Source organism: Streptomyces sp. NPDC032822 (assembly GCF_055578825.1).
This window is the reverse complement of the sequence record NZ_JBVIOL010000021.1, coordinates 36,523-61,107: the sequence shown is the minus strand read 5'-3', so window position 1 is coordinate 61,107 and position 24,585 is coordinate 36,523. Positions and strand designations below refer to the sequence as shown.

General features: G+C 68.2%; 19 protein-coding genes and 8 pseudogenes. 14 read left to right on the top strand and 13 right to left on the bottom strand.

Annotated features, from left to right (window positions below; genetic code table 11):
- Together ACZ5VD_RS37440 and ACZ5VD_RS37435 are read right to left on the bottom strand one after the other, a co-directional pair.
- Positions 1-1,215 (bottom strand): NAD(P)/FAD-dependent oxidoreductase, encoded by a 1,215-nt coding sequence (locus tag ACZ5VD_RS37440; protein ID WP_468554557.1) that lies wholly within the window; start codon positions 1,213-1,215, stop codon positions 1-3.
- 5 nt (positions 1,216-1,220) lie between these two features.
- The gene (locus tag ACZ5VD_RS37435; protein WP_037898529.1) at positions 1,221-1,409 is read right to left on the bottom strand and encodes a ferredoxin; all 189 of its coding nucleotides are present in this window, start codon (positions 1,407-1,409) and stop codon (positions 1,221-1,223) included.
- A 366-nt stretch (positions 1,410-1,775) separates the two neighbouring features.
- Here ACZ5VD_RS37435 and ACZ5VD_RS37430 point away from each other — a divergent pair, with 366 nt between their 5' ends.
- From ACZ5VD_RS37430 to ACZ5VD_RS37415, 4 genes are all read left to right on the top strand, one after another.
- Positions 1,776-3,131, top strand: a complete 1,356-nt coding sequence (locus tag ACZ5VD_RS37430) for a glutamine synthetase family protein (RefSeq protein ID WP_468684954.1) — start codon at positions 1,776-1,778, stop codon at positions 3,129-3,131.
- Positions 3,132-3,151: 20 nt separating this feature from the next.
- Complete coding sequence (locus tag ACZ5VD_RS37425; protein WP_468554559.1) at positions 3,152-4,450, top strand: cytochrome P450; 1,299 nt, start codon at positions 3,152-3,154, stop codon at positions 4,448-4,450.
- A gap of 359 nt (positions 4,451-4,809) precedes the next feature.
- The gene (locus ACZ5VD_RS37420) at positions 4,810-5,016 is read left to right on the top strand and encodes a DUF3885 domain-containing protein (protein ID WP_468554560.1); all 207 of its coding nucleotides are present in this window, start codon (positions 4,810-4,812) and stop codon (positions 5,014-5,016) included.
- A gap of 97 nt (positions 5,017-5,113) precedes the next feature.
- Positions 5,114-5,266, top strand: a complete 153-nt coding sequence (locus ACZ5VD_RS37415; protein WP_468554561.1) for a DUF3885 domain-containing protein — start codon at positions 5,114-5,116, stop codon at positions 5,264-5,266.
- Here ACZ5VD_RS37415 and ACZ5VD_RS37410 read toward each other — a convergent pair.
- The 4 genes and pseudogenes from ACZ5VD_RS37410 to ACZ5VD_RS37395 form a co-directional block, all read right to left on the bottom strand.
- Positions 5,251-5,823, bottom strand: a pseudogene (locus ACZ5VD_RS37410) (YrhB domain-containing protein); the annotation flags it as partial. The gene ACZ5VD_RS37415 and the pseudogene ACZ5VD_RS37410 sit on opposite strands and share 16 nt — an antisense overlap.
- Positions 5,824-6,173: 350 nt before the next feature.
- Complete coding sequence (locus ACZ5VD_RS37405; RefSeq protein WP_468554562.1) at positions 6,174-7,007, bottom strand: alpha/beta fold hydrolase; 834 nt, start codon at positions 7,005-7,007, stop codon at positions 6,174-6,176.
- A 117-nt stretch (positions 7,008-7,124) separates the two neighbouring features.
- Positions 7,125-7,232 (bottom strand): annotated as a pseudogene (locus ACZ5VD_RS37400) (IS21-like element helper ATPase IstB); the annotation flags it as partial.
- 209 nt (positions 7,233-7,441) lie between these two features.
- Positions 7,442-10,255: an alpha-L-rhamnosidase gene (locus ACZ5VD_RS37395; protein WP_468554563.1), complete on the bottom strand. Its 2,814-nt coding sequence runs from the start codon at positions 10,253-10,255 to the stop codon at positions 7,442-7,444.
- 499 nt (positions 10,256-10,754) lie between these two features.
- On the opposite strand from ACZ5VD_RS37395, the pseudogene ACZ5VD_RS37390 reads away from it, so the two are divergent.
- The 3 genes and pseudogenes from ACZ5VD_RS37390 to ACZ5VD_RS37380 form a co-directional block, all read left to right on the top strand.
- Positions 10,755-10,982 (top strand): annotated as a pseudogene (locus ACZ5VD_RS37390) (fibronectin type III-like domain-contianing protein); the annotation flags it as partial.
- Between the two features lie 47 nt (positions 10,983-11,029).
- Positions 11,030-11,659: a TetR/AcrR family transcriptional regulator gene (locus ACZ5VD_RS37385; protein WP_468554564.1), complete on the top strand. Its 630-nt coding sequence runs from the start codon at positions 11,030-11,032 to the stop codon at positions 11,657-11,659.
- Positions 11,660-11,921: 262 nt separating this feature from the next.
- The gene (locus ACZ5VD_RS37380) at positions 11,922-12,605 is read left to right on the top strand and encodes an SDR family NAD(P)-dependent oxidoreductase (protein WP_468684953.1); all 684 of its coding nucleotides are present in this window, start codon (positions 11,922-11,924) and stop codon (positions 12,603-12,605) included.
- Here ACZ5VD_RS37380 and ACZ5VD_RS37375 read toward each other — a convergent pair.
- Positions 12,602-12,983: pseudogene (locus ACZ5VD_RS37375) on the bottom strand (transposase family protein); the annotation flags it as partial. The gene ACZ5VD_RS37380 and the pseudogene ACZ5VD_RS37375 sit on opposite strands and share 4 nt — an antisense overlap.
- A 73-nt stretch (positions 12,984-13,056) precedes the next feature.
- On the opposite strand from ACZ5VD_RS37375, the gene ACZ5VD_RS37370 reads away from it, so the two are divergent.
- The 3 genes and pseudogenes from ACZ5VD_RS37370 to ACZ5VD_RS37360 form a co-directional block, all read left to right on the top strand.
- Positions 13,057-13,809, top strand: coding sequence for an SDR family NAD(P)-dependent oxidoreductase (locus tag ACZ5VD_RS37370; protein ID WP_468554759.1), 753 nt, complete (start codon positions 13,057-13,059; stop codon positions 13,807-13,809).
- A 169-nt stretch (positions 13,810-13,978) separates the two neighbouring features.
- A pseudogene (locus tag ACZ5VD_RS37365) lies at positions 13,979-14,482 on the top strand (transposase); the annotation flags it as partial.
- Positions 14,479-14,808, top strand: a pseudogene (locus ACZ5VD_RS37360) (HAD domain-containing protein); the annotation flags it as partial. The pseudogenes ACZ5VD_RS37365 and ACZ5VD_RS37360, both read left to right, overlap by 4 nt.
- A gap of 182 nt (positions 14,809-14,990) precedes the next feature.
- On the opposite strand, the gene ACZ5VD_RS37355 reads toward ACZ5VD_RS37360, so the two are convergent.
- From ACZ5VD_RS37355 to ACZ5VD_RS37345, 3 genes are all read right to left on the bottom strand, one after another.
- Positions 14,991-15,821, bottom strand: coding sequence for a hypothetical protein (locus ACZ5VD_RS37355; RefSeq protein ID WP_468554758.1), 831 nt, complete (start codon positions 15,819-15,821; stop codon positions 14,991-14,993).
- A gap of 281 nt (positions 15,822-16,102) precedes the next feature.
- Positions 16,103-16,699, bottom strand: a complete 597-nt coding sequence (locus ACZ5VD_RS37350) for a hypothetical protein (protein WP_468554757.1) — start codon at positions 16,697-16,699, stop codon at positions 16,103-16,105.
- Positions 16,700-16,798: 99 nt separating this feature from the next.
- Positions 16,799-17,335 carry a dihydrofolate reductase family protein gene (locus tag ACZ5VD_RS37345; RefSeq protein WP_468684951.1) on the bottom strand — a complete coding sequence of 179 codons (537 nt, stop codon included), beginning with the start codon at positions 17,333-17,335 and terminating at the stop codon, positions 16,799-16,801.
- A 46-nt stretch (positions 17,336-17,381) separates the two neighbouring features.
- Here ACZ5VD_RS37345 and ACZ5VD_RS37340 point away from each other — a divergent pair, with 46 nt between their 5' ends.
- The 3 genes and pseudogenes from ACZ5VD_RS37340 to ACZ5VD_RS37330 all read left to right on the top strand — a co-directional run.
- Positions 17,382-17,918: a hypothetical protein gene (locus ACZ5VD_RS37340; protein ID WP_468554755.1), complete on the top strand. Its 537-nt coding sequence runs from the start codon at positions 17,382-17,384 to the stop codon at positions 17,916-17,918.
- Positions 17,902-18,273, top strand: a pseudogene (locus tag ACZ5VD_RS37335) (transposase); the annotation flags it as partial. The gene ACZ5VD_RS37340 and the pseudogene ACZ5VD_RS37335, both read left to right, overlap by 17 nt.
- 173 nt (positions 18,274-18,446) lie before the next feature.
- Positions 18,447-18,587, top strand: a pseudogene (locus ACZ5VD_RS37330) (IS21-like element helper ATPase IstB); the annotation flags it as partial.
- A 3-nt stretch (positions 18,588-18,590) separates the two neighbouring features.
- Here the strand turns inward: ACZ5VD_RS37330 and ACZ5VD_RS37325 are convergent.
- From ACZ5VD_RS37325 to ACZ5VD_RS37315, 3 genes are all read right to left on the bottom strand, one after another.
- Complete coding sequence (locus ACZ5VD_RS37325; protein WP_468684949.1) at positions 18,591-19,880, bottom strand: MFS transporter; 1,290 nt, start codon at positions 19,878-19,880, stop codon at positions 18,591-18,593.
- A 323-nt stretch (positions 19,881-20,203) separates the two neighbouring features.
- A complete protein-coding gene (gene murJ, locus ACZ5VD_RS37320) occupies positions 20,204-21,889 on the bottom strand; it encodes a murein biosynthesis integral membrane protein MurJ (protein WP_468684948.1) in 1,686 nt (561 codons plus the stop codon).
- Positions 21,890-22,200: 311 nt separating this feature from the next.
- Positions 22,201-22,668 carry a peptidoglycan-binding domain-containing protein gene (locus tag ACZ5VD_RS37315; protein ID WP_468684946.1) on the bottom strand — a complete coding sequence of 156 codons (468 nt, stop codon included), beginning with the start codon at positions 22,666-22,668 and terminating at the stop codon, positions 22,201-22,203.
- A gap of 583 nt (positions 22,669-23,251) precedes the next feature.
- On the opposite strand from ACZ5VD_RS37315, the gene ACZ5VD_RS37310 reads away from it, so the two are divergent.
- Positions 23,252-24,220, top strand: coding sequence for an AraC-like ligand-binding domain-containing protein (locus ACZ5VD_RS37310; RefSeq protein WP_468684944.1), 969 nt, complete (start codon positions 23,252-23,254; stop codon positions 24,218-24,220).
- Positions 24,221-24,585 lie beyond the last annotated feature (365 nt).

Below are 24,585 nucleotides of genomic sequence, written 5' to 3'. Positions count from 1 at the left end.
TTACGCGGTGAGGGCGGGCTGCTTGAGCAGCTGGGCGCGGTAGCGGGCGGCGCCGGTGGCAGCGGCTGGGCCGCCGAGGGCGACGACGCCGACGAGCTGCCCGCCGTCGGCGTGGTAACCGACGATCATGTCGCCGCCCGGATCGCCGGCCAGGACGCGAATGTCGGCGAGGCCGAGTACGGGGGAACCGAAGGACTGCAGCCGGAAGTCGTGCTGGTCGCTCCAGAAGGTGGGCAGCGGCGCGAACGGCGGCAAGCCGGCTTCCGCACCCGTGAGATGAGCCATCAGCGCCTTGGCCGCATGCTTCGCGGTGTCGCCGGGGATCGACCAGTGCTCGACCCGGCGCGGTACGCCGTCGTAGCGGGCATTGGGGAAGCGGGCGACGTCGCCGACCGCGACGACGTACGGCAGTCCGCCGACCCGCAGCTGCCCGTCGGTGAGCACGCCGTCGGTCAGGTCGAGACCGTTGCCGTCGAGCCACTCGGTGTTGGCGACGGAGCCGACCGACTCCACGACCACATCGGCCGGGAGCACCGTCCCGTCACTCAGTACGACCCCGGTGACGTGCTCCTCGCCCTCGAACCCCGAGACACCCGCACCGAGAGCGAAGCGCACACCGCGTTCCTCGTGCCGCCCCAGCAGCGCGCGGGCCGGCAGCTCGCCGAGCGGTCCGACCATGGGCAGCGGCAGCGGGTCGACCACGGTGACGTCCGTGACGCCGAGACCGACCGCGGTGGCGGCCACCTCGCAGCCGATGAACCCGGCACCGATGACGACGACCCGGGCGCCCGGCCGGACCAGCTCCGCCCGCAGGGCCTGAGCGTCACCGAAAGTCCGTACGGTGTGACGGCCGGCCCCGGGGACTTCGCAGCGCAGGCGCCGGGGACGCATACCCGTGGCGACGACCAGTCCGTCGAAGGGCAGCTCCTCGCCGCTGTCGAGCACGACGACCCGCTCGGCGAGTCGGGCGCTCGTGACGCTCGTACCGAGCCGCCACTCCACGTCGGCCGCGCTTGCCTTGGGAGTGAAGGCCAGGGACTCGAACGATGCCTTTCCGGCCAGCGCTTCCTTGGAGAGAGGCGGCCGGTTGTACGGCATGTGGGGCTCGTCACCGATCACGGTGATCGCGCCGGTCCACCCGGCGCCGCGGAGTTGTTCGGCCGCGCGCAGGCCGCCCATGGAGGCCCCGGCGACGATGATGCGCTGCGTCGTCATGCCGCTCAGTCCTCGATCCGGATGGCCTGCAGCGGACAGACGTCCGCGGCCTCCTCGACCTCGTCGCGCAGGGTGTCGTCCGGGTCGCTGACGTAGGCCAGCCGTCCGTTGTCGTCCAGCTGGAAAACGTCGGGGGCCGCGAAGACACACTGTCCGTGGTCCTTGCACTTGTTCATGTCGACGACGACCTTCATTGCCGGTCCTCCTGGAAGGTGGGTGCGCCGGAGCGGGCGGGAGAGCGGGGCAGGGGCTGGATGGAAGGGCCCGGCCTGTGGCCGGGCCCCTGGCCAAAGGGGTACGGGAGAGCCGAACCCCTAACTCGTTTGGCTTCAAACAACATAGGAAGCCGCCACGCTCTGGTCAATACCTATCCGGATGGATAAATTCTTTGGCCCACCCCCTTGCGGGAAGGTGGCCACCTCCATACCGTTTGGCTTCAAATGATTGACCGGGGCTTCACGACCGCGGCATCGCCCGGCGCCCCAACCAGTCTTCGCTCCGCCACCCTCCCCCCGGGCTCGACGCCCGAGAGGTGCCCCGAATCCGCCGAGGAGACATCGGTGAGCGCTCACGACACCCCATCCGTCCGCCGGCACCAGGACCGGCTCGCCGCCGACGGCATCGACGTGGTCCGGGTGACCTACCCCGACCTCCTCGGCACCGACCGCGCCCGCGACGTGCTGCTCGACCACCTGCCGTCGGCCTGCGAGCACGGCCTGGCCTTCTGCCGCGCCGTCTACCACACCACCCCGCGCGGCGACGTCGTCGCGATCGAGGGCGGCATCGAGGCCGGCCTGCCCGACATCTCCGTGCGACCGGACCTGAGCACCCTCGCACGCGTGCCCTGGGAACCCGGCGTTGCATGGTGTCTCGGTGACACCACCGACCCAGCGACCGGCGGCCCGGCCGCGGAGTCGCCGCGCGATCTGCTGCGCTCGGTGCTGGCCCGATGTACGGACGCGGGTCTGAGCCCGGTGGTCGGCCCGGAGCTGGAGTATTTCCTTCTCGAAGAGGACGCCACCGCGCCGAACGGCTGGCGGCGCAGCCCCACCGTCACCGGGTCCGTCTACACCGCCGGCCTGCGCGCCGACCCAGACAACCACCTGCTGCGTACCCTGCGACAGCTGCGCGACCTCGGCATCGGCGTCATCACCGGCAACCACGAGTTCGACGGCGGCCAGTACGAGATCAACCTGACCCACTCCGACGCCCTGGACGCCGCCGACCGGGCGTTCCGCTTCAAGGCCGCCGTCAAGGAACTGGCTCGCAAGGAAGGCAAGTTGGCCACCTTCATGGCCAAGCCCTTCAACGATTCCGGCGGCTCCGGCTTCCACCTGCACTTCTCCTGCGTCGACGCCGACGGCCGCAACGTCTTCGATGACCCGGCCGGCGCCTTCGGTCTCTCCGGCAACGCCCGGCACGCCATCGCCGGCCTCCTCACCCACGCCCCGGCGCTCGCCGCGCTGCTCAACCCGACCGTCAACTCGTACAAGCGCTTCGGGCCCGACACCCTCGCGCCCTGGTTGATCAACTGGGGCCTGGACAACCGAAGCGCCATGGTCCGCATCCCGCCCGAGCGCGGCTCCGGCGCCCGCCTGGAGCTACGGCTCGGAGACGCCGGCGCCAACCCGTATCTCGCGATCGCCGCGCTCACCGCCGCCGCCCTGCTCGGCGTCCAGGAGGGCAAGGAGCCGCCCGCGCCGCTGGAGGGCTACGGCTACGACCTGGAGAAGTCCCAGGTCCTGCCGATGAACCTGACCTCCGCGCTCGACGCCCTCGAAGCCGACGAAGCGCTCATCGAACTGCTGGGCAAGGACTTCACCGCGTCCTTCCTCACCTACAAGCGCGACGAGGCCGAACGCTTCCAACGACACGTCACAGACTGGGAGTTCGCCGAGTACTCCTACCACCTCTGAGCACCCCGCAGGAGCACACCATGACGAGCACCCTCAACACCACCGACACCCACCACGCCCCCGACGACCCGATGCCGCTGGACGAGGTCGACCTCGCCGACAACGACAAGTTCCTCGACGGCGTCACCCCCTGGCGCATGTTCCACACCCTGCGCCACCAGGACCCGGTCCACTGGCAACCGGAGCCCGAGCCCAACCACGGCTTCTGGGCCGTCACCCGGCACGAGGACATCGCCCGCGTGGGACGCGACCCGCAGACCTTCACCTCCACCAAGTTCGCCAACCTCGAAGAACTCGACGACGACCAGATCAAGAAGCGCGCCTCCATCCTGGAACTGGACGGCGTTCGCCACCGCGCGATGCGCAGCCTGCTGCAGCGTCAGTTCGGCCAGGGCGTCATCAACGAGTACGCCGACTTCCTGCGCGGCCTGACCGCCAGGACGCTGGACACGGCCCTCGCCAAGGGCACGTTCGACTTCGTCGCCGACGTCGCCGCCGACTTCCCCATCAACGTCCTCGCCCGGCTCCTCGACGTCCCCGCGGAGGACAACCAGCAGCTCATCGACTGGGGCAACCGGATTATGGGCAACACGGACCCCGACTACGCCGATGTCCTCCTCCACAGCGCGGAGAGCGAGCAGTACAAGGATCTGCCCTTCCGCAGCCCGGCCTCGCTGGAGGTCTTCGAGTACGGACGGGAGTTGGCCCGGCAGCGGCGGGGCGGCACCGGCACCGACCTGATCTCCAGACTCGTCAACGAGACCCCGCGCGACGGCGTCCCGCTCTCCGCGCAGGACTTCGACAACTACTTCCTGCTGCTGGTCGTGGCCGGCAACGAGACCACCCGGCACACCATCTCGCACTCCATGCTGGCCCTCATCCAGCACCCCGAGCAGCTGGCCAGGCTCCAGGAAGACCCCTCTCTCATCCCGGTCGCCGTCGAGGAGTTCCTGCGCTGGGCCACGCCCGTCTACCACTTCCGCCGTACCGCGACACGCGACGTCGAACTCGGCGGCAAGCGGGTGAAGGAGGGCGACAAGGTCGTCATGTGGTACGCCTCCGGCAACCGCGACGAAGAAGTCTTCGGCAACCCGTACGACTTCGACGTCACCCGCCAGGACAACGACCACCTCACCTTCGGCAAGGGCGGCCCCCACCTGTGCCTGGGCAACCTGCTCGCCCGCACCGAGATCCGCATCATGTTCGAGGAACTGATCCCGCGCCTCGCCGGCATCCGCCTCGCCGGGACCGTCCCCCGGGTCCGCTCCAACTTCGTCAACGGCATCAAGAAACTGCCGGTCGAGGTCACCCTCGCCTGACCGCCTGTACACAAGCTGTGGCCACCCGGACCGCTGGGTGCCCACAGCTCTGTGTGTTTGCGGCGGCAACGCTCTGATCGCGACCGTTCGGAAGGGTACGGTCGCACCAAATGGTCTTGCCGTTCGGGGCTCTGCCGGTCTTCCACCTCCCGGTGAACTGGGCGACCAAGCCCGGCTCCAGCACCCGCCTCACATCTCGGCAACAGGCGGATCGGCCGCATCGACGCCGCCGACGCGTCGTGGACGTTCACGCTCTTCCTCAACGCCACGACTACAGCAGTGATGGCCTGCACTGGGGCGGCCCGGGCGAGGCCCACCACGAATCCGCCCTCGAGTCGAAGCAGCATTGACCCCGAATAGTGCACAGCCTGCCGGAGTCGAAGCGGTACGCGGACGACGAGAGCGAGTACACCGTCGTACTGGAGCGATACAACACCATCCTTGATGAGTTGTTCGCTGGTGCGGACGTGTACGTGATCACTCCTCTGGGCGACCGAAGCCGAGGTTCCGTCATCGCGACCCGTCACGGGCCATTGGCAGAGCTTGCTGGTGGAGGACGGTCCTGACCCTGAGTTCCGCACGTACTGCCACCTCTTCGCCGCCCGCCGGCTCTGGCGGTGAGGCTGCATCGACGAGTCACTCCGAGACATCGCCGACGACAAGATGGCGGGCATCCTCATCACCGACACCCGCATGCAGCGCATCCATCACCCCTACGACGGTGGCGCCGACGTCTTCTTCGCCACGTTCGAGGAACGGGACCGGATGCGCGATCGGCATGGCGACTGGCTTTCCAGTCATCACTCGGGTCTCTGACCGGCTCGGATCGCCGCCACGCTCCGAATGCTCTCCACCGCAAGCACCGGGTTGACAGGCTCCACGAGTTCCTTGGTGGCGACGGCCACGAGGCGCGCGGGCGCATCACCGTCCAACAGCGCGCTCACATATTCGATGGCCTCCGCAGGCGAGAGCACAGGCAGCCTTTGGCGCAGTGTCCGCACAGTGTGCATCCGTTGGCGCGCGGCGGCGACTCCGCACAACCCATCGTGTAGATCGTCTACTGCGGTGCGCACCGGCAGCCCACGTATCCGGGTTCGATAGTCGGCTTCCCACTCCCCCGTAACCGCGGAGACGACGCCGATCTGGTGCAGTCCGCCGTCGACACGATCGACCAGATACGGCCCGTTGCCGGCCAGCATGAACTCCGGGTTCCGGGTGCGTACGAACTCCTCGGAGGTCCAGTAGACGATCCACACCAGTTCGTGCTTCTCGACGTCGACCACAGCCATCCGTAGCGAGTCCACACCCACAGCCCGCCACTGCTGATAGTCGCGCTCCAACTGGTCCTCGACAGCCTGAACGGCAGCCTCTCTCGATCACGCATGCAGCTTCCCGCACGGACCCCTCTCTCGACCAGCAAATTCGCACGGCCCAGGGTCATGTACGAGGGTCTGATGGACCCTCTTGGTCAGGAATACGACAGCCATGGAACAAGTGCTCTGCGCCAGTACGTTGGGCGAAGCTCAACAGCCACCCTGTGTACGCGACCACACGAAGTGGACCAGAGCCCGATTTCCGATGTCACCCGGGCGCGTGGGGAGGGCGTCGGGAGATCGTTGAGTACCGGCTTCGGAAGGTAGATCACCGGGAGTCGACATAGACAAGGGCGACCAGCAGCTCGTTCGATTGGCTCTGGCCGCCCTCAGGGGTGCCGTTTCTGGGGTCAGTTCTGGCGGAGGACGTCGCGCAGGCGGGTGGCGAAGCCGTCGGGATTCTCGACGAAGCCGGTGTGGCCGCCGGGGAATGGTGTCGGCTCGATACCAAGGGCCTGGGCGAGCGCCTTGGAAGTGCGGTCGCATTCCTGTTCGGCTGAGTCGTCGCCGATGCCGACCACGATGCGGGTGTCGGCCGACCGTAGGGCGCTCAGGTCGGGCCGCCAGTGCGTGGTGGCCCGCAGTTCGTGGGCGAACCAGCGGTGTTCGTCCGCGACTTGTCGCGGATCGCGTTCCCCGCCGAACATCGCCTCGATCGCGCCCGCGGGCAGGGTGATGTTGGCCTGGGTCATGAACTTGGTCCAAGCGCCGATGACGTCACCCGTGAGGTAGGTGGCGACAATGTCGTCGGTCTGGGCATGGAGCTCCTCACGATCGGCAAGCAGCTCGACCAGTGGGGGCTCGTGTGCGATGACGGTGTGGACCTGGTCGGGATGAGTCTGGGTCAGGGCCAGTGCACTGACGGCGCCGCCGCTGGAGCCCAGAACCGCGGCCGGGCCGGCGTCCAGGTGTGCCAGGAGTCGGGAGAGGTCGTCGGCGCGCAGGTGCGGAGTGGATTCCTGGTCGGGATCATCGAGTTTGCTGCGGTTGATGCCCCGCGGGTCGGTGGTGAGCACGATGTGATCAGCGGCGAGCACGTCGGCCAGGGGCGCGAAGGCACCGGCGTCCATCGGGGCACCGACGAGCACGATGAGGGGGCCCTGGCCGCGCACCTCGTAGTGCAGGCGCGCGCCGGGGACCTCAAGGGTCTGGGCCGTAACGGTGTCGGTCGAATCGGCTGTCAAAATTCCTCCTGGCGCAGTGCGATGCCTTTGTGTTCGACCACTTGGACTTGCCCGGCTTCACAAAGTCATCGCTCGGACAGCGATCAGGAGCGCCAGGGTGATTGCTCCGGTGGTGGGTCAGAGAGTGGCGGTCTGCTCAACTCGGACTCTGGTCGGGGCTAGGCGGTAGGAATCCGTGCCGGTCTCGGTGATGGACACGTCGAAGATGAGCCGGTCGACGATGGCCGTGCCGGCTATCGCTTCGGCCGAAGCCTCGCGCGCGTCTGCTCCGCTTGCTCCGCGAAGCCGCCCAGCCAGTTCTGAGTGACGTGGTCCTTTCAGATAGGGAGATGTAGAGCGGACACCCACGGCTGGGGGGCGATCACGGGCGCCGGAGCGGCAGGTGAACGTCCTCCACGGACGGGATGGGACGCCAGGCCCTGGGATCGCACCCGTCAGGCGCGGTCCTCCAACTCCGCGAACCTCGCTTCCAGGTCGGAGAGGAAGCTCTCGCCGTCGGGGACCATCCCCGCGATCGCCCGCACGGTGGTGCCGGTCGGAGACCCCGTCCCGCTGTCGATGAAGGCAGCGGCCTCCGGGATGTACGCGATCAGCAGGTCCTTGAAGACGCGAGCGGCGTCCTCGCGGTCCAGCAGGGCGTCGATGGTCATGTCCACGGACAGCGGGGCCGGTTCGGCGGCCGCAGACGCGTACGGCACCGTCCAGCTGTACCGGCCCGAGCCGACCTCCACGGCGTCGCCGCCGCTGCCAGGGAGAACGACTTCGGCGGTCGTGTTCGGCGGCACAAGTGCCTCGACCGCCAGCTCCGTCCCGGCCAACGACCAGGACACCTCCGCGGAGCCGTACGGCGTGCGCAGCCTCGCCCGCGCGTGGGTGAGGCCGCCGCCCGGTCGCGGTTCCACGCGAAGGCGGCGGTAACCGGGTTCGGCGGGGGCGAGGCCCGCGACCGTACGGTGCAGCCAGTCGGCTACGGCGCCCAGAGCGTAGTGGTTGAAGGAGGTCATCCCGCTCAGGTTGACCGTACCGTCGGGCAACATGCTGTCCCAGCGCTCCCAGATGGTGGTCGCGCCCATGGTCACCGGATAGAGCCAGGACGGGCACTCCTGCTGGAGGAGCAGGCGGTAGGCAGTGTCGGCGTGGCCGGTTCGGGTCAGGGCGTCGCAGATCAGCGGGGTGCCCACGAACCCGGTGGCGATCTTGTGGCCGCCCGCGCGGACGAGCTGGGCGAGCCGGTCGCCGGCGTGGGCACGCTGGGCGTAGGAGGCCAGCAGGTCGAAGCCGAGGGCGAGGGCGTACCCGGTCGGCGCGTCGGCCATCACCCGGCCCGCGCCGGTGACGTATTCCGCCTGGAACGCGACCCGGATCTCCTCGGCCAGGGCGCGGTAGCGCTCGGCGTCCTCGTCGTGGCCCAGGATCTCGGCGGTGCGGGCGAGGAGTTCGGTGGATCGGGCGAAGTAGGCGGTGGCGACGAGCTCGCCCGGGGTCGCGGCGCCGTCGGGCCGGCCTGCCGGGGCCGTCGGGTCGAGCCAGTCCCCGAACTGGAAGCCGCTGTCCCACAGTCGGCTCGCGCCCGCGATCGAGGCGACGTGCTCCACCCAGTCACGCATCGAGTGGTACTGGGCGGCGAGGACGCCGGTGTCGCCGTAGCGCTCGTGGAGCACCCACGGCACCACCACGGCGGCGTCGCCCCAGGCCGCGGCCGGGGTGTCGGCACCGGCCACCCCCGCCTTGGGCACCACGAACGGCACCACGCCGTCGGCGCCTTGTTCGGCGGCGAGATCCGCGAGCCACGAGCCCAGGAAGCCGGCGCTGTCGTAGAGGTAGGAGGCGGTGGGCGAGAAGACCTGGATGTCACCGGTCCAGCCGAGGCGCTCGTCGCGCTGCGGGCAGTCGGTGGGAACGTCGAGAAAGTTGCCGCGCATGCCCCACACCACGTTCTCGTGCAGGCGGTTGACGAGATCGTCGGAGCATTCGAAGGTGCCCGTGCGCTCCAGGTCGGAGTGGAGGACGACGGCGCGTACGGTCGTCGGGTCGAAGCCGTCGGGCGCTCCGGTGATCTCGGCGTAGCGGAAGCCGTGGAAGGTGAAGCGGGGCTCGAAGACCTCCGCGCCCTCCCCATGCAGGGTGTAGGTGTCGGTGGCGGCGGCCGTGCGCAGCGGCCCGGTGCACAGCTCGCCGCCCTCCAGTACCTCGGCGTGCCGCAGGGTCACGACGCGGCCCGACTCGCCGGAGACGGTCAGGCGGAGTCGGCCCACGAGGTTCTGGCCGAAGTCCAGGAGCGTCCCGCCGGACGCCGTGGTGGTCACGGAGACCGGGGCGATCTCCTCGATGCGGCGCACCGGCGGGCCGTCGGGCGCCACGAGGGTGGACAGGTCACGTTCGACGACGCGTACCCCGCGCCAGCCGGACTCGTCATGACCGGGCTCCGACCAGCCGGACCGTTCCAGCCGGGCGTCGTAGGCCTCGCCGTCGTAGAGGCCGGAGGAGATGACCGGGCCGGTGGCGGCACGCCACGAACCGTCGGTCGTGACACGCTCGGTGGTGCCGTCCTCGTACTCCACCTCCAGTTGGGCGAGCAGGGCGAGCCGGTCACCGTAGACGGCGCGCGTCTTGCCGTCGAAGCCGATCCGCCCGCGGAACCAGCCGTCACCGAGGATCGCGCCGAGGGCGTTGCGGCCGGGGCGCAGCAGGCCGGTGACGTCGTAGGTCTGGTGGCGCAGGCGCTTGTCGTACGCCGTCCAGCCCGGGGCGAGCACCTCGTCGCCGACGCGGGTGCCGTTGATCTCCGCCTCGTACACGCCGAGCGCGGTGGCGTACAGGCGGGCCGAGCGCACCGGGCCACGCAGGTCGAACTCGCGGCGCAGGAACGGGGAGGGCTGGTCGGTCTGCGGGTCCTCGTCCCAGTCCGGGGTGACGAAGACGGCCGACCAGTCGTCCGGGGCGAGCAGGCCGACCTCGACCGTCGCCGGTTCGCTCCACGGCGAGACCTCGCCGTCGGAGCCGGTGACGCGGACGCGCACGGCGGCCCCGCCGCGGGCCGGGAGCGGCTCGAACGGCCACGCCACGAGGACGGAGTCGGCCGACTCGGCCCGTGCCCGCACGGCCGGAGCGTCGGCGACGGTCAGCTCCACCTCGTACGCCGTCTGGATCCAGTTCCGGGCCTGTGTGAGCGTGGTCCACGACAGCCGGGGGCGACCGGTTCCGAGGCCGAGCGCAACGCGCACGTGCTCGAAGCGGACATCGGCCACGGCACCTGACGGGTCAAGCGATTCCTGACTCACGTGAGTCCTCACTCTCGTGTCCGGGCACGGCGGCGTGCCCGTGGCCATCATGGACCACCACTGGATGAATCGATTTAATTTCCGCGCTGCGGCAAGGAGAGCACTCCTGGAGGCGGCGGGGGATCCGGATCGCGATTCGGAAAAAGTTATGGCCGAAACCCTAGCCGCGAATCCCGAACGTAGCTAGGTTTCCGTCACGTGAACTTCTCGTTCACTCTGGATCCGACCGGTTCAGAGGTCTGTGAGAGTCGCGTTCCACGCCGTTATACCTCGCTCGCACGGCTCGACGCACCAGCCAGAACGAGCCGGGGTGGCACACCGGGCGCGTCACCCACCGTGGCCGCCAAGGAATTGAAAGGTTCCAACTCTCGGGCCCAGGTGCGCTGTTGCCCGTTTCCCCTCGGATGCGTCGTTCGTCCCGCACGGACCTCCCCCACCGCCCCGCTCGGGTCGTGACGTCGTCCAGGTATACCTGGATACAGTCGACGGCGACGAGCCACCGCGTCTCGTCGGATTCGCCGCGGTCGAGGCGAGCGCGAATGAGTCCGTGACCGCCACGATCACCATGCCCACGCAGGCCCTCACCGTCTGGACCCCGGCCGGCTGGACCACGCGATCCGGGCCGCACCGGCTCCGGGTAGGGCGTTCGGCGGCCGATCCCCGGCTGACCGCCGCCGTACCCCGGTCCTCATGATCGCGGCCCACCCTCCTCCCTCCGAACAAGTGAAGTACGGTCAACCCGTGAGCAGCACACCACGCAGACCCAGGGGCCCTTACCGCAAGGGCCTTGAGCGCCGCGAGCAGATCCTGCGGGCGGCTCTGGAGGTATTCAGCGAGCGCGGCGAGCGCGGCTCGTCCCTCAAGGAGATCGCCGACCGCGTGGGCATGTCCCAGGCGGGTGTGCTGCACTACTTCGACTCCCGGGAGGACCTGCTGCTGGCCGTGCTGGCCGAGCGGGACGCCCTGGACTCCGAAGCATCCGCCGATGCGATGTCGCCGGGCGAGGCGGTGGCCCGGACGGCCGGCCACAACGCCCGACAGCCGGGTCTGGTCGACCTGTTCGTGACCCTGTCGGCCGCCGCCTCGGACCCGGCCCATCCGGCCCACGCCTTCTTCAAGCGGCGGTACACGGACCTGAGCGCCCGGATCCAGGAGGGCCTGGAGCAGGGCCGACAGCACAAGCAGATCCGCGAAGACGTCGATCCAGAGCTCATGGCACGGCTGCTGCTCGCCGTGTCCGACGGCATCCAGCTGCAGTGGCTGCTGGATCCGAGCGTCGACATGACCACCCTGGTCGAGGCGTTCAACCTCATGTGCGCCGCCCCGGCGGGCGAGAACGACGACCCGTCGCCCACCGGCGAAGACAACTGACGCACAGCCGTCCGGCCCCGACGGATCGCTACGCCGACAGTCCTGTAGACGCTGCCACCGCCACGCACGTCGTACTGCACCGACGCGAACTCCACGCCGTCGCTCTGCTCGGTGTGCCCTCCCAGGGCGCGCACTTCTTGTCATCAGGCATGGCCACGCCACGCCGCTCCTCCTGGGCCGCGGTCGCGCGCCCGCACCGACGAGCGCGTCGGCTCCTCACCCGTATCCGCACGCCCATCGGCAGAACCGAGGGAGAACCCACATGGAACGACTGAACGACCGACGGATCCTTGTCACCGGAGCCGCCTCCGGCATAGGCCGGGCGACGGCACTCAGGCTGCTCGCCGAAGGCGCCCGCGTCGTCGCCACCGACATCAACGCCGACGCCCTGACGGAGACACTGGCCCTCGCCGCCGAGGCCGGCACGGCCGACCGACTCGTCACCGCCCTGATGGACGTCTCCGGCGAGAACGCGGTCGGTGGGGGCGTGGCGCAGGCCGCCGACACACTCGGCGGCCTCGACTCGCTGGTGAACGTCGCCGGCATGCTGCGCGGGGCCCACACGCACGAGTGCTCCCTGGACCTGTGGAACCGCATCATCGCCGTGAACCTCACGGGCACCTTCCTGGTCACCCGGGCCGCCCTCCCGGCCCTGTTGGAGACCGACAGGAGCGTCGTGGTCAACTTCAGCTCCACCTCCGCCCAGTTCGCGCACCCGATGATGGCGGCGTACTCCGCGAGCAAGGGCGGCATCCTGTCGTTCACCCACAGCATCGCCCAGGAGTACGGCAAGCGGGGACTGCGTGCGGTGAACGTCAATCCGGGCAGCATCTCCAGCGGCATCACCGAGAACATCTTCTCCCTGATGCCCGAGGACACGGACTGGAGCCTGCTCTCCAAGCTCACCGCCTCCATCGGCGAGGCTTCGGCTCGCCCGAGGACATAGCAGTAGTTCTTCGACTGCTCGGCCACCGTGTGATCGCGTGTGGGCACCAGAGTTCGTCCACGATGAGGACAGTGTCCGGACGGAACCGTTGGCGTGGCTGGAACGCGAGAAGGGCCCCAGGTGGTCGATGATGCGGTCGGCCGCGGACTTCGAGATCCCGAACAGCGGCCCGAGCCGGCGCAACGTCAGGTTGGTACGCCAGTATGCCGCGACCAGCAGGACCCGGTCCTCCAGTGGCAGGCTCCAAGGCCGGCCGCGTCGGACGGCATCTGCTCCCTCACGGCGCAGCCTGGTTGCCAACTTGCGAAAGCAGCGCGGGCTCAGCCTGGCGAACGGCGTTGTCCAAGACGGGCTAGTACTCCCGTCTGGTTTCGTGATCAGGATGGTGTTGCCCTTCCGGAGGTCGAACGCCAGGTCGGATTCCCGCCAGCCTCCGGCGCTGGTGCCAGCAATGCTCATCGTCATGAACCGACTTGAAGGAAACGTAGCGTTGATCACGGGCGGCAGCCGGGGCATCGGTGCCGCTGTGGCGTTACGGCTGGCCGAAGAAGGCGCCGACGTCGTCCTGACCTATGAGAACAGCGCAGAACGCGCCATCGATGTGGTGGAGCAGATCAAGGCCAGGGGGCGCCGGGCACTGGCCATCCAGGCCGACAGCGCCATCCCCGAGGCACTCACCGCCGCGGTGGACGAGGCCGCCGCGATGTTCGGCAGACTCGACATCCTGGTCAACAACGCTGGCGTCTTCCTCGTGGGCCCGCTCGAAGACCTGGGGCCGGCAGAGATCGATCGCACTCTGGCGGTGAACGTCCGGGCGCCGTTCACAGCGTCCCAGGCGGCAGTGCGTCACATGGGCCGGGGCGGCCGCATCATCAGTATCGGCAGCAATGTCGGCGAGCGTGCGGTCTTCCCCGGTCTGGCGCTGTACTCGATGAGCAAGACGGCTCTGCTCGGGATGACGAAGGGGCTGGCCCGAGAACTCGGCCCGCATGGAATCACCGTCAATCTGGTGCATCCCGGCCCCACCGACACGGATGCCAACCCCGCTGACGGGCCGAATGCCGAGGCGATCGCCGGCTTCACGGCTATGGGCCGCTATGCGGAAGCGGCCGAGATCGCGGCCACCGTCGCCCACCTGGCAAGTGCCGACGGCTCGTACATCACCGGCGCGTCGATCCATGTCGACGGCGGCTTCACCGCCTGACACGCGAGCTCGACTTCGCGACACGCTGAGGCCCAGCCCTCAAGAGGGACGGCCACCGCGTGATCATCAGGGTTGTGTGGACTCCTGAAGATCGTGCGGTGGCCGCAGGCCATAACGTAGACCCTGCCCGCTGGCAGACAATGTTCGACCAGGTCACGGCCCGGATCGCAGGCAGTTGTTTCCGCAGGCCAGGCACCCATGGTGCTGGGTTCACCAAACCCGGAACGTGGTCAACGCCCTGCCGAAGTCGTCCCAGCCCGGAGCGAAGAAGGCATTGCAGGAGATCTACAACGCCGAAGACCGCGACCGCGCCGAGAAGGCCGTCAAGGACTTCGATCGCGTCTACGGCGCGAAGTGGCCCAAGGCGGTCAAGAAGGTCACCGACAAGACCGATGAACTCCTGGCGTTCTACGACCTCCCCGCCGAACACTGCATCCACTTCAGAACAACGAACCCGATCGAATCCACTTTCAGCACCGTCAAGTTGAGGATCCGGGTCACCCGCGGAGCTGGCAGCCCCGCAGCGGCCCTGGCCATGGTGTTCAAGCCCACCGATTCCGCCCAGACCCGCTGGCGCGCGATCACCGCACCCCACCTCGTCGCCCTCGCCCGCAACGGCGCCACATTCCACAACGGCTACCTCGTCGAGCGACCCGAGGTGAGCGCAGCATGACCAGGCACGGGAACCGCCCACTGCTCTTCCTGGACGTCGACGGGCCACTCCTGCCGTTCGGTGACGACCCGCAGCGCGATCTCGCGGGCACCGCATCCAACTCGCACCTGGCGCGGCTCACCCCGCAGATCGGGCCGCGCCTCGCGGCGCTGCCGTGCGACCTGGTCTGGGCAACCACCTGGGAGGAGGCCGATATCGAGCTGGCACCGCGACTCGGCCTGCCGCAGTTACCGGTCGTGAACCGGCCAGAGGCCTCAGCCGCCCACGAACGCGAAGACCAGTGGTTCGGACTCCATTGGAAGACCCGAACCCTCGTCGCGTGCGCGGCTCTACCGATGGGCGAGCTCACCGGGACGCGCTCAACCTGAGGCGATGCTTCGCGGTCGTGTCAGGGATGGCCTGCTTCCTTCTCGGATGTCGGGCCACAGGCAGGCACCCTGAGCCTCGCGGCCACCCGGCGTCACGGCATGCCCGCACCGTGACGCCCCGGCTGCACACTGCGCACGGGCTACGTCATCAACTCGATATGCGGATGCTCGTGCTCTGCCGGGCAGACGAACAGGTGCTGCCGGTAGCCGCTGCCTATCTGGACCCCGGTCGCGTTGTAGCCGCGGTGGCCGGGGTACGGTCCAGCACCTGGGTGGGGGTGCGGAGACCAACTGTTCCCGCCGTCGTCCCCTTCCTCGAACGTGGCGACGGTCATCAGGACCTCCATGCCGGTGCCGCACTCGGAGCAGGGCCGCGACCTGGGATCGGCGGAGTCCCAAGCGGGCCAGCCGCGGACCTTCCAGCCGGGTGCGTTGGACAGCACACAGTCGTAGTACGTGTCCGGGTCCATGTCTTCCTCCGCTGCCTGCGGCACACTCCATTGCTTGAGCTGCTCCCGCAGTTCTTCGCTCAGCTCCAGATGGTCGGGGTACTCGGTGATCTGCTCCGGTTCGAGCACGCACGGTTCCGGTAGATAGCCGTCGAACTGCACTGCGGGCGGCTCGGGGGGCGTGTCGAGGATGTCGGTGACGGTGGCTGCCGAACGCCAGAAGAGCAGGGTCCTGGGCATGATCGGATGGTCGAAGGGGCACCACAGAACCTGCAGGAGGTCCTTGCCCTCCGGCGGGCTCAGATCGGGCACATCGCGTGCGTACAGCTGCGCGACGGGCAGCATCGCTATGGGGCCGTCGTACGCCTGGACCGCCAGCCTCACCGGATAGGTCCGAGGGGGCCGGATCCGCTCGAGAGTCTCCCGTTCCTCCGGAGTCAGGTCCCGGCCATGCGAGGCGGCGAAGATCCGTCGTTCCAGCCGCAGATCAGCCGGGGACTGGGCTGAGTTGATGCCATCCACCACATGCGGTTCCTCACAGTGTGGCCACGGCTCCTCAGCGGGCCACAGCAGTGGCCCGCCGATCGAGCTGTCGTGCCACGTCGGCGCCCCTGGGCGGGGGTGCAGGCGGGTCGCCGTGCGGGCCAGCGGAGCCAGTTGGGGAAAGACCGCGGCAACGTCGATCGGCCGTGGCGGGGTGACAGGCGTGACATTCATGGCCGCAATCTTGCCAATCGCCTCTGACAACGGCCCTCGTGGCCGCCCCACGAAGAGCTCCGGCACGGGCGCCACCAGGGAGAGCGCTACCGCCGGTCCGTTGCCGGCAGATGCCCCACGAGCAGGTCCACGCTCACCGCGTGGATGTCCGTCCACACGCGCGGTTCGTCGCCACCTACCACCTGGACAGGGACGACCTTGACGCGTCCATTCCATCCGCACCGCCACCGCCGGTCAGGAGATCGTCCATCACGATCTCCATCGGCCGGCAGGCCATGGCCGAACCCTTTGAAGTCGAGCATCTCGCCGATGGCGAGTACCCAGCCGGCCCTGGTGCCGCCCCACGGGGAAAAGGGCGGCACCAGGGCCGATCTTCGGATATCCGTAGCGCTGAAGTGCTGTTCAGGGGCGGCGAAGCCGTCTTCCACCAGGTACTCGTAGAAGGACCGCACGGCCACCACACGTTGCTGGACGGCCGCGTTCGCCAGTCCCGTCTCCGGACGCAGCGGCGCCTTCGCTGATCGCTGGCGGGGACGGTCGTGCATGTCCCCGATCCAGGCGGCAACCGTGTCCGCACCGGCCAGTACGGGACCCATGCCTTCAACTGCACAGAACCACAGGTGGTCTTCGACCGCCCGCCCGTACGCATCGATCATGTTGGAAGCCCGACCGATATTCGCCATGAACTGCAGCCACCGTCGGGCCAGTTGGTGTTCTGCGAGAGTGGGGAACTTGCCCACCGGATGGGGGCCATGACAGCAGGCTAATAGTTGCGACCGTGCCTACTTGCGCACATGGAAGCGCAGCATGGTGACCCCGCCCGACTGAACGTTGCTGAATGGTTCCAGGTCGATCCGGTCGAGGCCCGGCGGCGTGAAGCGGACGCCGTCGCCGAGCAGCACCGGCAGCACGTACACCAGGATCTCGTCGACGAGGCCGCGCTGCAGGCACTGGGCGGCCACGTCGGCGCCGAGGATCTCCAGGTTCTTGTCGCCGGCGGCGCGGCGTGCCGTGGCCACGGCTTTCTCGATGTCGCAGGTGAGGAAGGTGACGTTGGAGTCCGGCTCGTCGGGCGGGCGGTGGGTGAGGACGAACTGCGTCCCGCCGTCGTAGCCGGTGTTCTCGTCGGACATGCGTTTGCCGACCTCGTACGTGCCCCGGCCGATGAGCATGGCGCCCGTGGCCGCCATGACCTCCGGGAACGTCGCCGACGTCATGTGCTCGAAGATCCAGTCCATCGTGTGGCCTGGACCGGCGATGAACCCGTCGAGGGACATCACCCTGTTCACGACCACATTGCCGGTGCTCGCTTCCGTCATGCGTCTTCTCCAAACAGGTGGAGGGCCGGGATCGCATCATAGGTCGGTGAGCAACATCTTCTCCGGCGGTAGCCACGACCTGGACCTCTCCAATGGCGCCACCGCGGTGTTCATCGACGTGCTGATGCTGGCCGTGTCCGATCTCGCCTCCGAGGACTGGGACTTCCGCTTCGCGGCGCTGCTGACCCTGCAGGACCAGAACGTCATGGGTCGCGGTGCCGTCGGGTTCGACCTGGCGGAGTTCGACTGGGGTGCGACGGAGCGGGAAGGCGCCCGCGCGAAGGACTTCGTGCTGCGTGCCACAGTACTCGCGGCGAGCGGACATCGCTGGAGCGAGCTGGGCTACCACCCGCCCCGCGTGCATGACTACCTGCACCGATTCACGACCATGGTGGAGTCCTGCACCCCGCCCGCCGCCAACAGCGCCGCACGCGGCTTCCCCGGCCCGGACCAGGCCGCGATGGCCTCGTGCGTGCGCCACCACGTCCTCAGCGCGCTCCCACTCTGGGACGGCTGCTTTCTCTGCGATCGGCCGCACTACCAGCCCGGCTCGATTCCACATAACGAGGGCACTGCCCCCTGACCTCCGCCCTGGCGGACCTGCGACAACTTCATGGCCCGTTGGGCGACGGCCGGCGTCGTCGGACAGATCCGCGACCAGCTGCGCAAACGCATCCGCAGCGAGATGGGCGAGGCGCCCGGCGCGGTCGCCACCGTCATCGACTCCCAGTCCGTCAAGGCGGCCGACACCGTCGGGAAGGACTCCCGCGGTTACGACGCCTGCAAGGAAATCAACAGCGGCAAACGGCACCAGGGCGTCGACACCCAGGGGCCTGCCGCTGTTCGTCATGGTCACCCCGGCAGACATGACCGACCGCAACGCGGCGAAGGAAGTGCTGTTCCGGCTGCGGCTGACGCATCCGGAGATCATCATCGTCTGAGCTGCAGGTAGTTGCGGGTGTGCTCGACACGGGCGATTTCGGACAGTGCACGCGATGACAGACCGTCGATGACTGGCCTTGCACCCGTTGTCCGGTGGCTGCCGGGGGCGCCGGCACGGATCTGTGCTGGCCGTCTATGGGAATACAGCGAAGGGCCTCACGGCGCACGGTGGACGAAGACCTTCAGCGATCCGCGGCTCTGCGCGGCCATCGTCAGCCGCATTGCCTTCGGCGTCAATGTCATCGAGACCGGCACCGGTTCCTACTCTCGCGCCAGCACCAGGGCCGCCCAGACCCAAGCCATCGCGAGCCGATCAGTCCTTGCTCTCCCCGGCAGCGGCTTCTGCGCCCTGCCGTGTCAGATCAGTTGTCGAGGGATCGAGTTCGTCGGCAGTACGGGCCCTCCGGGTGGGAGAAAACGTCAGCACGAGTGCCTGGACGACTGCTCCGGACAGTCCGATCCACAGGGCGAAGCGATAGCTGACCTGGTCGGCGAGTACTCCGCCAAGTGGCGCCCCCACCGCTACCATCCCCCAGTTCATCGAGCGGATCGTCGCGTTCATCCGCCCGCGCAGTCGATCGGGCGTCACCGCCTGGCGATAGCTCATCTCCACCGGGCTTTCGACGCCGATGGCCAGGGACACGAGGAAGAAGCCGAGCGACACGGAGGCAAGCGCCCACGGTCCACGCTCGGCCAGGACCAAAGGCAGCCAGCCGACGGCAGCGAGCAGGCGGAAGGCGATCAGAGTGGCGCCGACGTCCAGCCTTCTGGCCACGCGCCCGGAGAGCGCACCGCCGAGTATCACGCCGACACTCGCGCAGGCATAGGTGACCCCCAGACCAAATTCCCCGATCCTGAGGCCATGCAGGGCGAAGACCACGAAGACCGTGCTCACCATGCTGTTGAAAAGGAGCATCGCGTGCGAGGTCAGGGCGATGGACGCCAGCGTGCGATGCCGGTAGACCCATGCCACTCCCTCACGCAGCTCGCTGCCCAGGCTGCGCCGTGCGCCTCGATCGGGGACGGGGTCGGGCGCCTTCACCGAGGCGAGGAGCAGGCCGGATATCAGATAGGAGAGGGCGTCCACCAGCACGGCAAGCGGCGCTCCCATGATTTTGATCAGTGCCCCGGCGATCAGAGGGCCGGTCGAGCCAGCCACCGCGTCGGCCTGTTGCACACGGGCGTATCCCGCGTTGAGCAGCTCTTTTGGTACCAGCTGTGGTACATACGACTGGTTGGCCGCCTCGAACAGCAAAGACAGCACCCCGAACGCGAAGACGAACATGCACAGCGCGGGGATGCTGAGCCGATCCAGCGCATACAGCACCGGAATCGCACCGAGCAGGACTGCCCTTCCGAGGTCCGTGGCGACCATCATCGGCTTGCGCCGCCAGCGGTCCACCACGACCCCGGCTATGAGCCCGAAGAGCAGATACGGAACCCAGCGGGCGGCATTGACGATGCCGACCTCCGTGGCGGATGCGCCCAGCACCACGGCGGTGAGGATCTGCAAGGCCAGCCCCGTGACCTGTGAACCGAACGCAGACACAGCCGCGGCGGTCAAGAAACGTACGTACCCAGGGACTTCCACCAGGCGCGGCATGATCGGACCGTATCAGCGAAGATCACCGGCAGACGATGGCGGAACAGGTCACCCAACGACGGCAGACATGCGCCAGCGTTGTCGGCTCCCATCGAAATAGCCGAGCGATCCGATCGTTGAGTGCTGCCCAAAACCAGCGATTGGTGTTGCCCCCTCTCACCTACGAAACCAAGTGATCGTCACCAGATGAACAGGTCGATGTACTCAACATCGACAACGCCACCGTCTGGGCGAACTTCGTCAAGTGCAGCTGGACGGACTGCATGGCCAGCCGCAGGAAGGACCGCCCATGAGGTACGCCGCATTGCATCGCCTGCCTGGACTCAACGCATGCCGGGCAGGCGACGCAACTCGTCGACCTTCATCAGCCGGGCAAGAAGGAGGTACCCCAGGGCTGTCGCGAGCGCCCCGGCGGCCAGGGCGACGGCCGTAGCCCACGTTCCACTGCCCAGGTCCGCGCACGCACGCGCTACGACCCAGCCCAGCCCAGCAGCCGGGCCCGCGGCGCAGAACAGTTTCACGTAGGTACGGCGCAGGCCGCCGTCGTCGATACGGCCCCCGAGCCGCCTGCGCAGCAGGATCGCGGTGAGCGCGAGGCCGGCCACGTAGGAGAGGGTGTAGGCGCCGGCCATGCCCACTACCGCCCACCGGGCGGGCAGTAGCAGATGACAGGCGGTGGCCAGGGCAATGTTCACGCCCGCGATCCAGGCTGCCATGAAGAACGGAGTGCGGGTGTCCTCGAACGCGTAGAAGCCGCGCAACAGTAGGTACTGGGCGGAGAACGGGATGAGCCCGGGCCCGAACGCCTGCAGCATGTAGCCCAACGGGCGGACCGAGTCGGCGTCCGCCGCTCCGTGGGCGAACAGCAGCGACGAGACTTGCGGCCCCAAGGCAAGGAAGAGGAAGGCGGCCGGCACGATGACCACACCGCTGATCCGCAGCACCCGGGACAGGTCCGCGCGCAGATCCGGGATGCGTGCCTCAGCGACGGCGCGGCTCATGCGCGGCAGCAACGCCGTCACCAGGGACACGGTCACGATCGACTGCGGCAGCATCCAGATGGTCTGCGCGTAGGTGTAGGCCGAGTAGCCGGCGCCGGCCTGCGGCAGCTCCTGGTCGGCGGCGTTGGCGTAGTTCGTGACCACCGTCAGGGCGACCTGGTTGGCCAGGACGAACAGCAGCGTCCACTTTGCCGCGTGGACGCTCTTGCCCAAGCCGGTGCCCCGCCAGTCGAAGCGCGGGCGGAAACGGAAACCGGCCGCCCGCGCGAAGGGGATCAGCGCCATGGCCTGTACGGCGATGCCTGCCGTCGTCCCGATCCCCAGCAACCACACCTGGTCGGCGGTGATGTCCTCCACCCGGTCGGGCACCGCCATCAGCCCCAGGTAGGCCGCGAACATGCCGACCAGCACGACGTTGTTCAGCACCGGGGTCCACATCATCGCGCCGAACTTCTCGCGGGCGTTCAACACCTGCCCGTAGATGCTGAACAGCCCGTAGAAGAAGATCTGCGGCAGCAGGAACCGCGCGAACGTCACCGTCAGCTCGAACGCCTCATGGCTGTCCGGGGTGTCTCGCATGTACAGGCCGACGATCTGCGGCGCCGCCCATACCGCCAGCGCCGTCCCCACGGCCAGCACGCACACCACAAGCGTGACCAAGCGCTGCTCGTAGGCACGTCCACCATCAGGCTGCGTCGTCCTGGCCCGCACCAGTTGCGGCACCAGCACGGCGTTGAGCGCGCCGCCGATCAGCAGCGTGTACAGGCTTGTTGGCACCGTGTTCGCCGTGTTGTAGGTACTGGCCAGCAAGCCCGTGCCCAGCGCTGCGGCCTGCAGCACTTGGCGGATGAGTCCCGTCGCCCGAGACACCACCGTACCAACAGCCATCAGCAAGGACGAACGAGCCAGCCCGCCCTTGTCCTTCTTCTGCTGCTGGGCGGCATGCCGCCGCCTCTTCTGCTGCTCCCGCGGCATGGGCTGCGCCGCGGAGTTCGCCCCCTCCACCATGCCGTCAACCTATGCCCCAAGGCCCCAGGGCCCCAATTCACGTCTTTCACACGGCAGTTCAGCAAGCCATCGCCGCGACCGTGGCCACAGGAATACGACAGGAACGGAACAAGTGCTCTGCGCCAGAAGTACTGAAGGCCGAGAGGCCCGAGCGGGCGGAGAGCCGCCTCTTCCTGCAACACCAAGGCCCGCACACTGCGCTGAGACATGGCCCTGCTGGCCATCCGCACGCCTGAGCGGCTATGAGACACCTGAAGAGATGCCCCGGCCCGGCCCCTCGCTGGGGGGAGGGGCCGGGCCGGGGCGTTCGCTCAGTCGCAGAAGTTCAGGCCGTTGAAGTCCCAGAAGGCGTCCTTGGTCGCCGGTCCGGCCATCCCGTCGACGGCAAGGTTGTAGTTACCGCCGTTGTACTTGCCGATGTAGTTCAGGAAGCGCTGCAGCCCCATGATCGTGTTGGGTCCGACGATTCCGTCGATGGAATCGTCGTAGTAGTCGAGGGCCTTGAACAGTCTTTGCGCCGCCTTCCAGCTGTTCTTGCCCAGCTTTCCGTCGATCGTGCCGGGCTTGTAATCCAGGTTGCGCAGGTAGCACTGCCAGTGCTTGGCCCGGGTGGTGTTCAGCCCCAGGTTCACCACCGCGAGCGGCGCGACCTCGGCGCTCACCGCCTGCTGCTGTGCTGAGGCGGGAGCCGCCGTGGCCGTGCCCGCGGTGGCCAGGCCGCCGGCGGCGATCCCCACCGCGGCGGTGGCACTGACGAGTGCCTTCGTAAGAGCTCGCATGCTGTTCCCCTCCGTTGACGTGCGATGAACGAAACCGGCCGCACCATCCGGCTCCGCAACGAGCCTGCGGCTACGGCGCGGTGTCCGGCCACAGTTGCCCCCCAAGCGGCATCACCCTGGGACGTCTCAGACGTTGACCTGCTGAAACGTTGCCCGCCGGGTCACTTCGGCGGGACGGCCGCGAGCGGGCGATGGCCGATTCTGCAGGAGGGCGTGACCCTCCGTCCGCCGTGACGGCTGATGCGGAATGAGGCCGGGACATGAGGGCCGGGCAGAATCTGCTGCCTGCGCGAAATGGCGCGCATATGACTCCCCTTTCTCTGGCCTCGTTCATCGACTTTAGGGTCATCGTGGGCATCGGACTTTGTCATCCGTGCAGGGAACTTTGTCAGTAGTGCACCGCCTCAAGGTGACGCCGCATCAGGCGAGGGTCCTGTGTGTGTCTGCCGAAGCCGTTGCGCAGCGAGATCGGATCCGACCAGACTGATGTCGGGGACCGTCCGTGTCGAGGGGGACTTGTGGGGGAACGGGCCGAGGTACTGCGAGGCTGGCTTTGCGACCTACGCAGACGAAGGTCTGCCGTATGAGTCCGGTCCTGGACACCGCGTTCATACGGCCGCGAGACCGGGAGGAAGTGGTCCGCAACGCGGTGTGGCAATCCATGGTGGCAGTCGATATCGACCACCGTCCTGCGGCCGAGGATATCCGCGTTCGCATCGGGCTCGGCGCCGCGGGGCCCATCAGGATCTGTTCGGCGCGGGCGACCTCGGTCACCCTCCGTCGCACGGAGCGGCTCGCCCGGGAGGACGAAGAGCCGGCCGTCACCCTCGGTGTTCAGATGACGGGCAGCAGCGTGGTGGTGCAGAACGGTCGCGAGTGCCTGCTGGGGCCGGGGGAATTCGCCGTCTACGAATCGATCGCCCCCTATACCCATCTCTTCGACGAGGGAGTCGACTACCGCTTCATCCGTTTCCCCCGCCCGGCACTCGCGCTCCCCGACCGGTTGTTACGTGACCTCACCGCGGTCCCCCTGGGGCCCGACAACCCCATCGCGCGCCTCGCCTTCACCTACTTTTCCCAACTGGCCGTCAGTGACGAACTGCACCAAGGGGCGCACGCCGACGCCGTCGTGGAACCCAGCATCGAACTCCTCCGCGCCGTCCTGACGTCTCAGCACGGCAACGCCGGCCTGGCCAGAGCACCCTTGGAGGCGACACTCAGTCTGCGGATCACTCACTACATCCGGGTGCACCTGGCTGATCCCGATCTGTCGGCGGCACGGATCGCCGCCGCACACGACATCTCCGTACGGCATCTCTACGCGGTGCTGTCCCGCTCGGGCATCAGCCTCGGCGACTGGATCCGTACACGTCGCCTGGCCCAATGCAGGCGGGAGCTGGCCGGCCCGAACGGCCGACTGCGGACCATCGCAGCGACAGGACGAAAGTGGGGCTTCGTGGACGCCACCCACTTCAGCAAGATGTTCAAACAGGCGTACGGGACATCACCTCGGGCCTGGCGCGACCAGAACCACCCCCGCTCCTCATCGTGAAAATCCCCGCGCGACCACGTTCCGCATGGCCGACCTCGGACGCTCAGTCTGGGGCCAGAGCAGTACCGTTCACAGGTCCCGTCCGGCTTGATACGAGCTCAGGTGACGTATGTGGGTGCGGCGTTCATCGACGGGGACACAACCGATGCAGGCACGACTCCCCCGTGATCACGAGGTGTCGAGTCCCTGATCACCGCAAGGGAAGACCATGCCAGCCCGCTTATCGTGCCTGGGTCGGCCCGCTGCTGTCCGGGATCCCCGCACCGGGGAGCATCCAATTCCGCCGGACTGCTTTGCCACGATTCCCGATCCGCACCGGACCAAGGACCGCCGCCACCCCCTCAGCCTCATCCTTGCGCTCGCCA

Coding starts and splice junctions, on each gene's coding strand:
- ACZ5VD_RS37440 (WP_468554557.1), bottom strand. CDS start 1,215: ATGACGACGCAGCGCATCATCGTCGCCGGGGCCTCCATGGGCGGCCTG.
- ACZ5VD_RS37435 (WP_037898529.1), bottom strand. CDS start 1,409: ATGAAGGTCGTCGTCGACATGAACAAGTGCAAGGACCACGGACAGTGT.
- ACZ5VD_RS37425 (WP_468554559.1), top strand. CDS start 3,152: ATGACGAGCACCCTCAACACCACCGACACCCACCACGCCCCCGACGAC.
- ACZ5VD_RS37415 (WP_468554561.1), top strand. CDS start 5,114: ATGGCGGGCATCCTCATCACCGACACCCGCATGCAGCGCATCCATCAC.
- ACZ5VD_RS37380 (WP_468684953.1), top strand. CDS start 11,922: ATGGAACGACTGAACGACCGACGGATCCTTGTCACCGGAGCCGCCTCC.
- ACZ5VD_RS37370 (WP_468554759.1), top strand. CDS start 13,057: ATGCTCATCGTCATGAACCGACTTGAAGGAAACGTAGCGTTGATCACG.
- ACZ5VD_RS37350 (WP_468554757.1), bottom strand. CDS start 16,699: ATGGCGAATATCGGTCGGGCTTCCAACATGATCGATGCGTACGGGCGG.
- ACZ5VD_RS37345 (WP_468684951.1), bottom strand. CDS start 17,335: ATGACGGAAGCGAGCACCGGCAATGTGGTCGTGAACAGGGTGATGTCC.
- ACZ5VD_RS37325 (WP_468684949.1), bottom strand. CDS start 19,880: ATGCCGCGCCTGGTGGAAGTCCCTGGGTACGTACGTTTCTTGACCGCC.
- murJ (WP_468684948.1), bottom strand. CDS start 21,889: ATGGTGGAGGGGGCGAACTCCGCGGCGCAGCCCATGCCGCGGGAGCAG.
- ACZ5VD_RS37315 (WP_468684946.1), bottom strand. CDS start 22,668: ATGCGAGCTCTTACGAAGGCACTCGTCAGTGCCACCGCCGCGGTGGGG.
- ACZ5VD_RS37310 (WP_468684944.1), top strand. CDS start 23,252: ATGAGTCCGGTCCTGGACACCGCGTTCATACGGCCGCGAGACCGGGAG.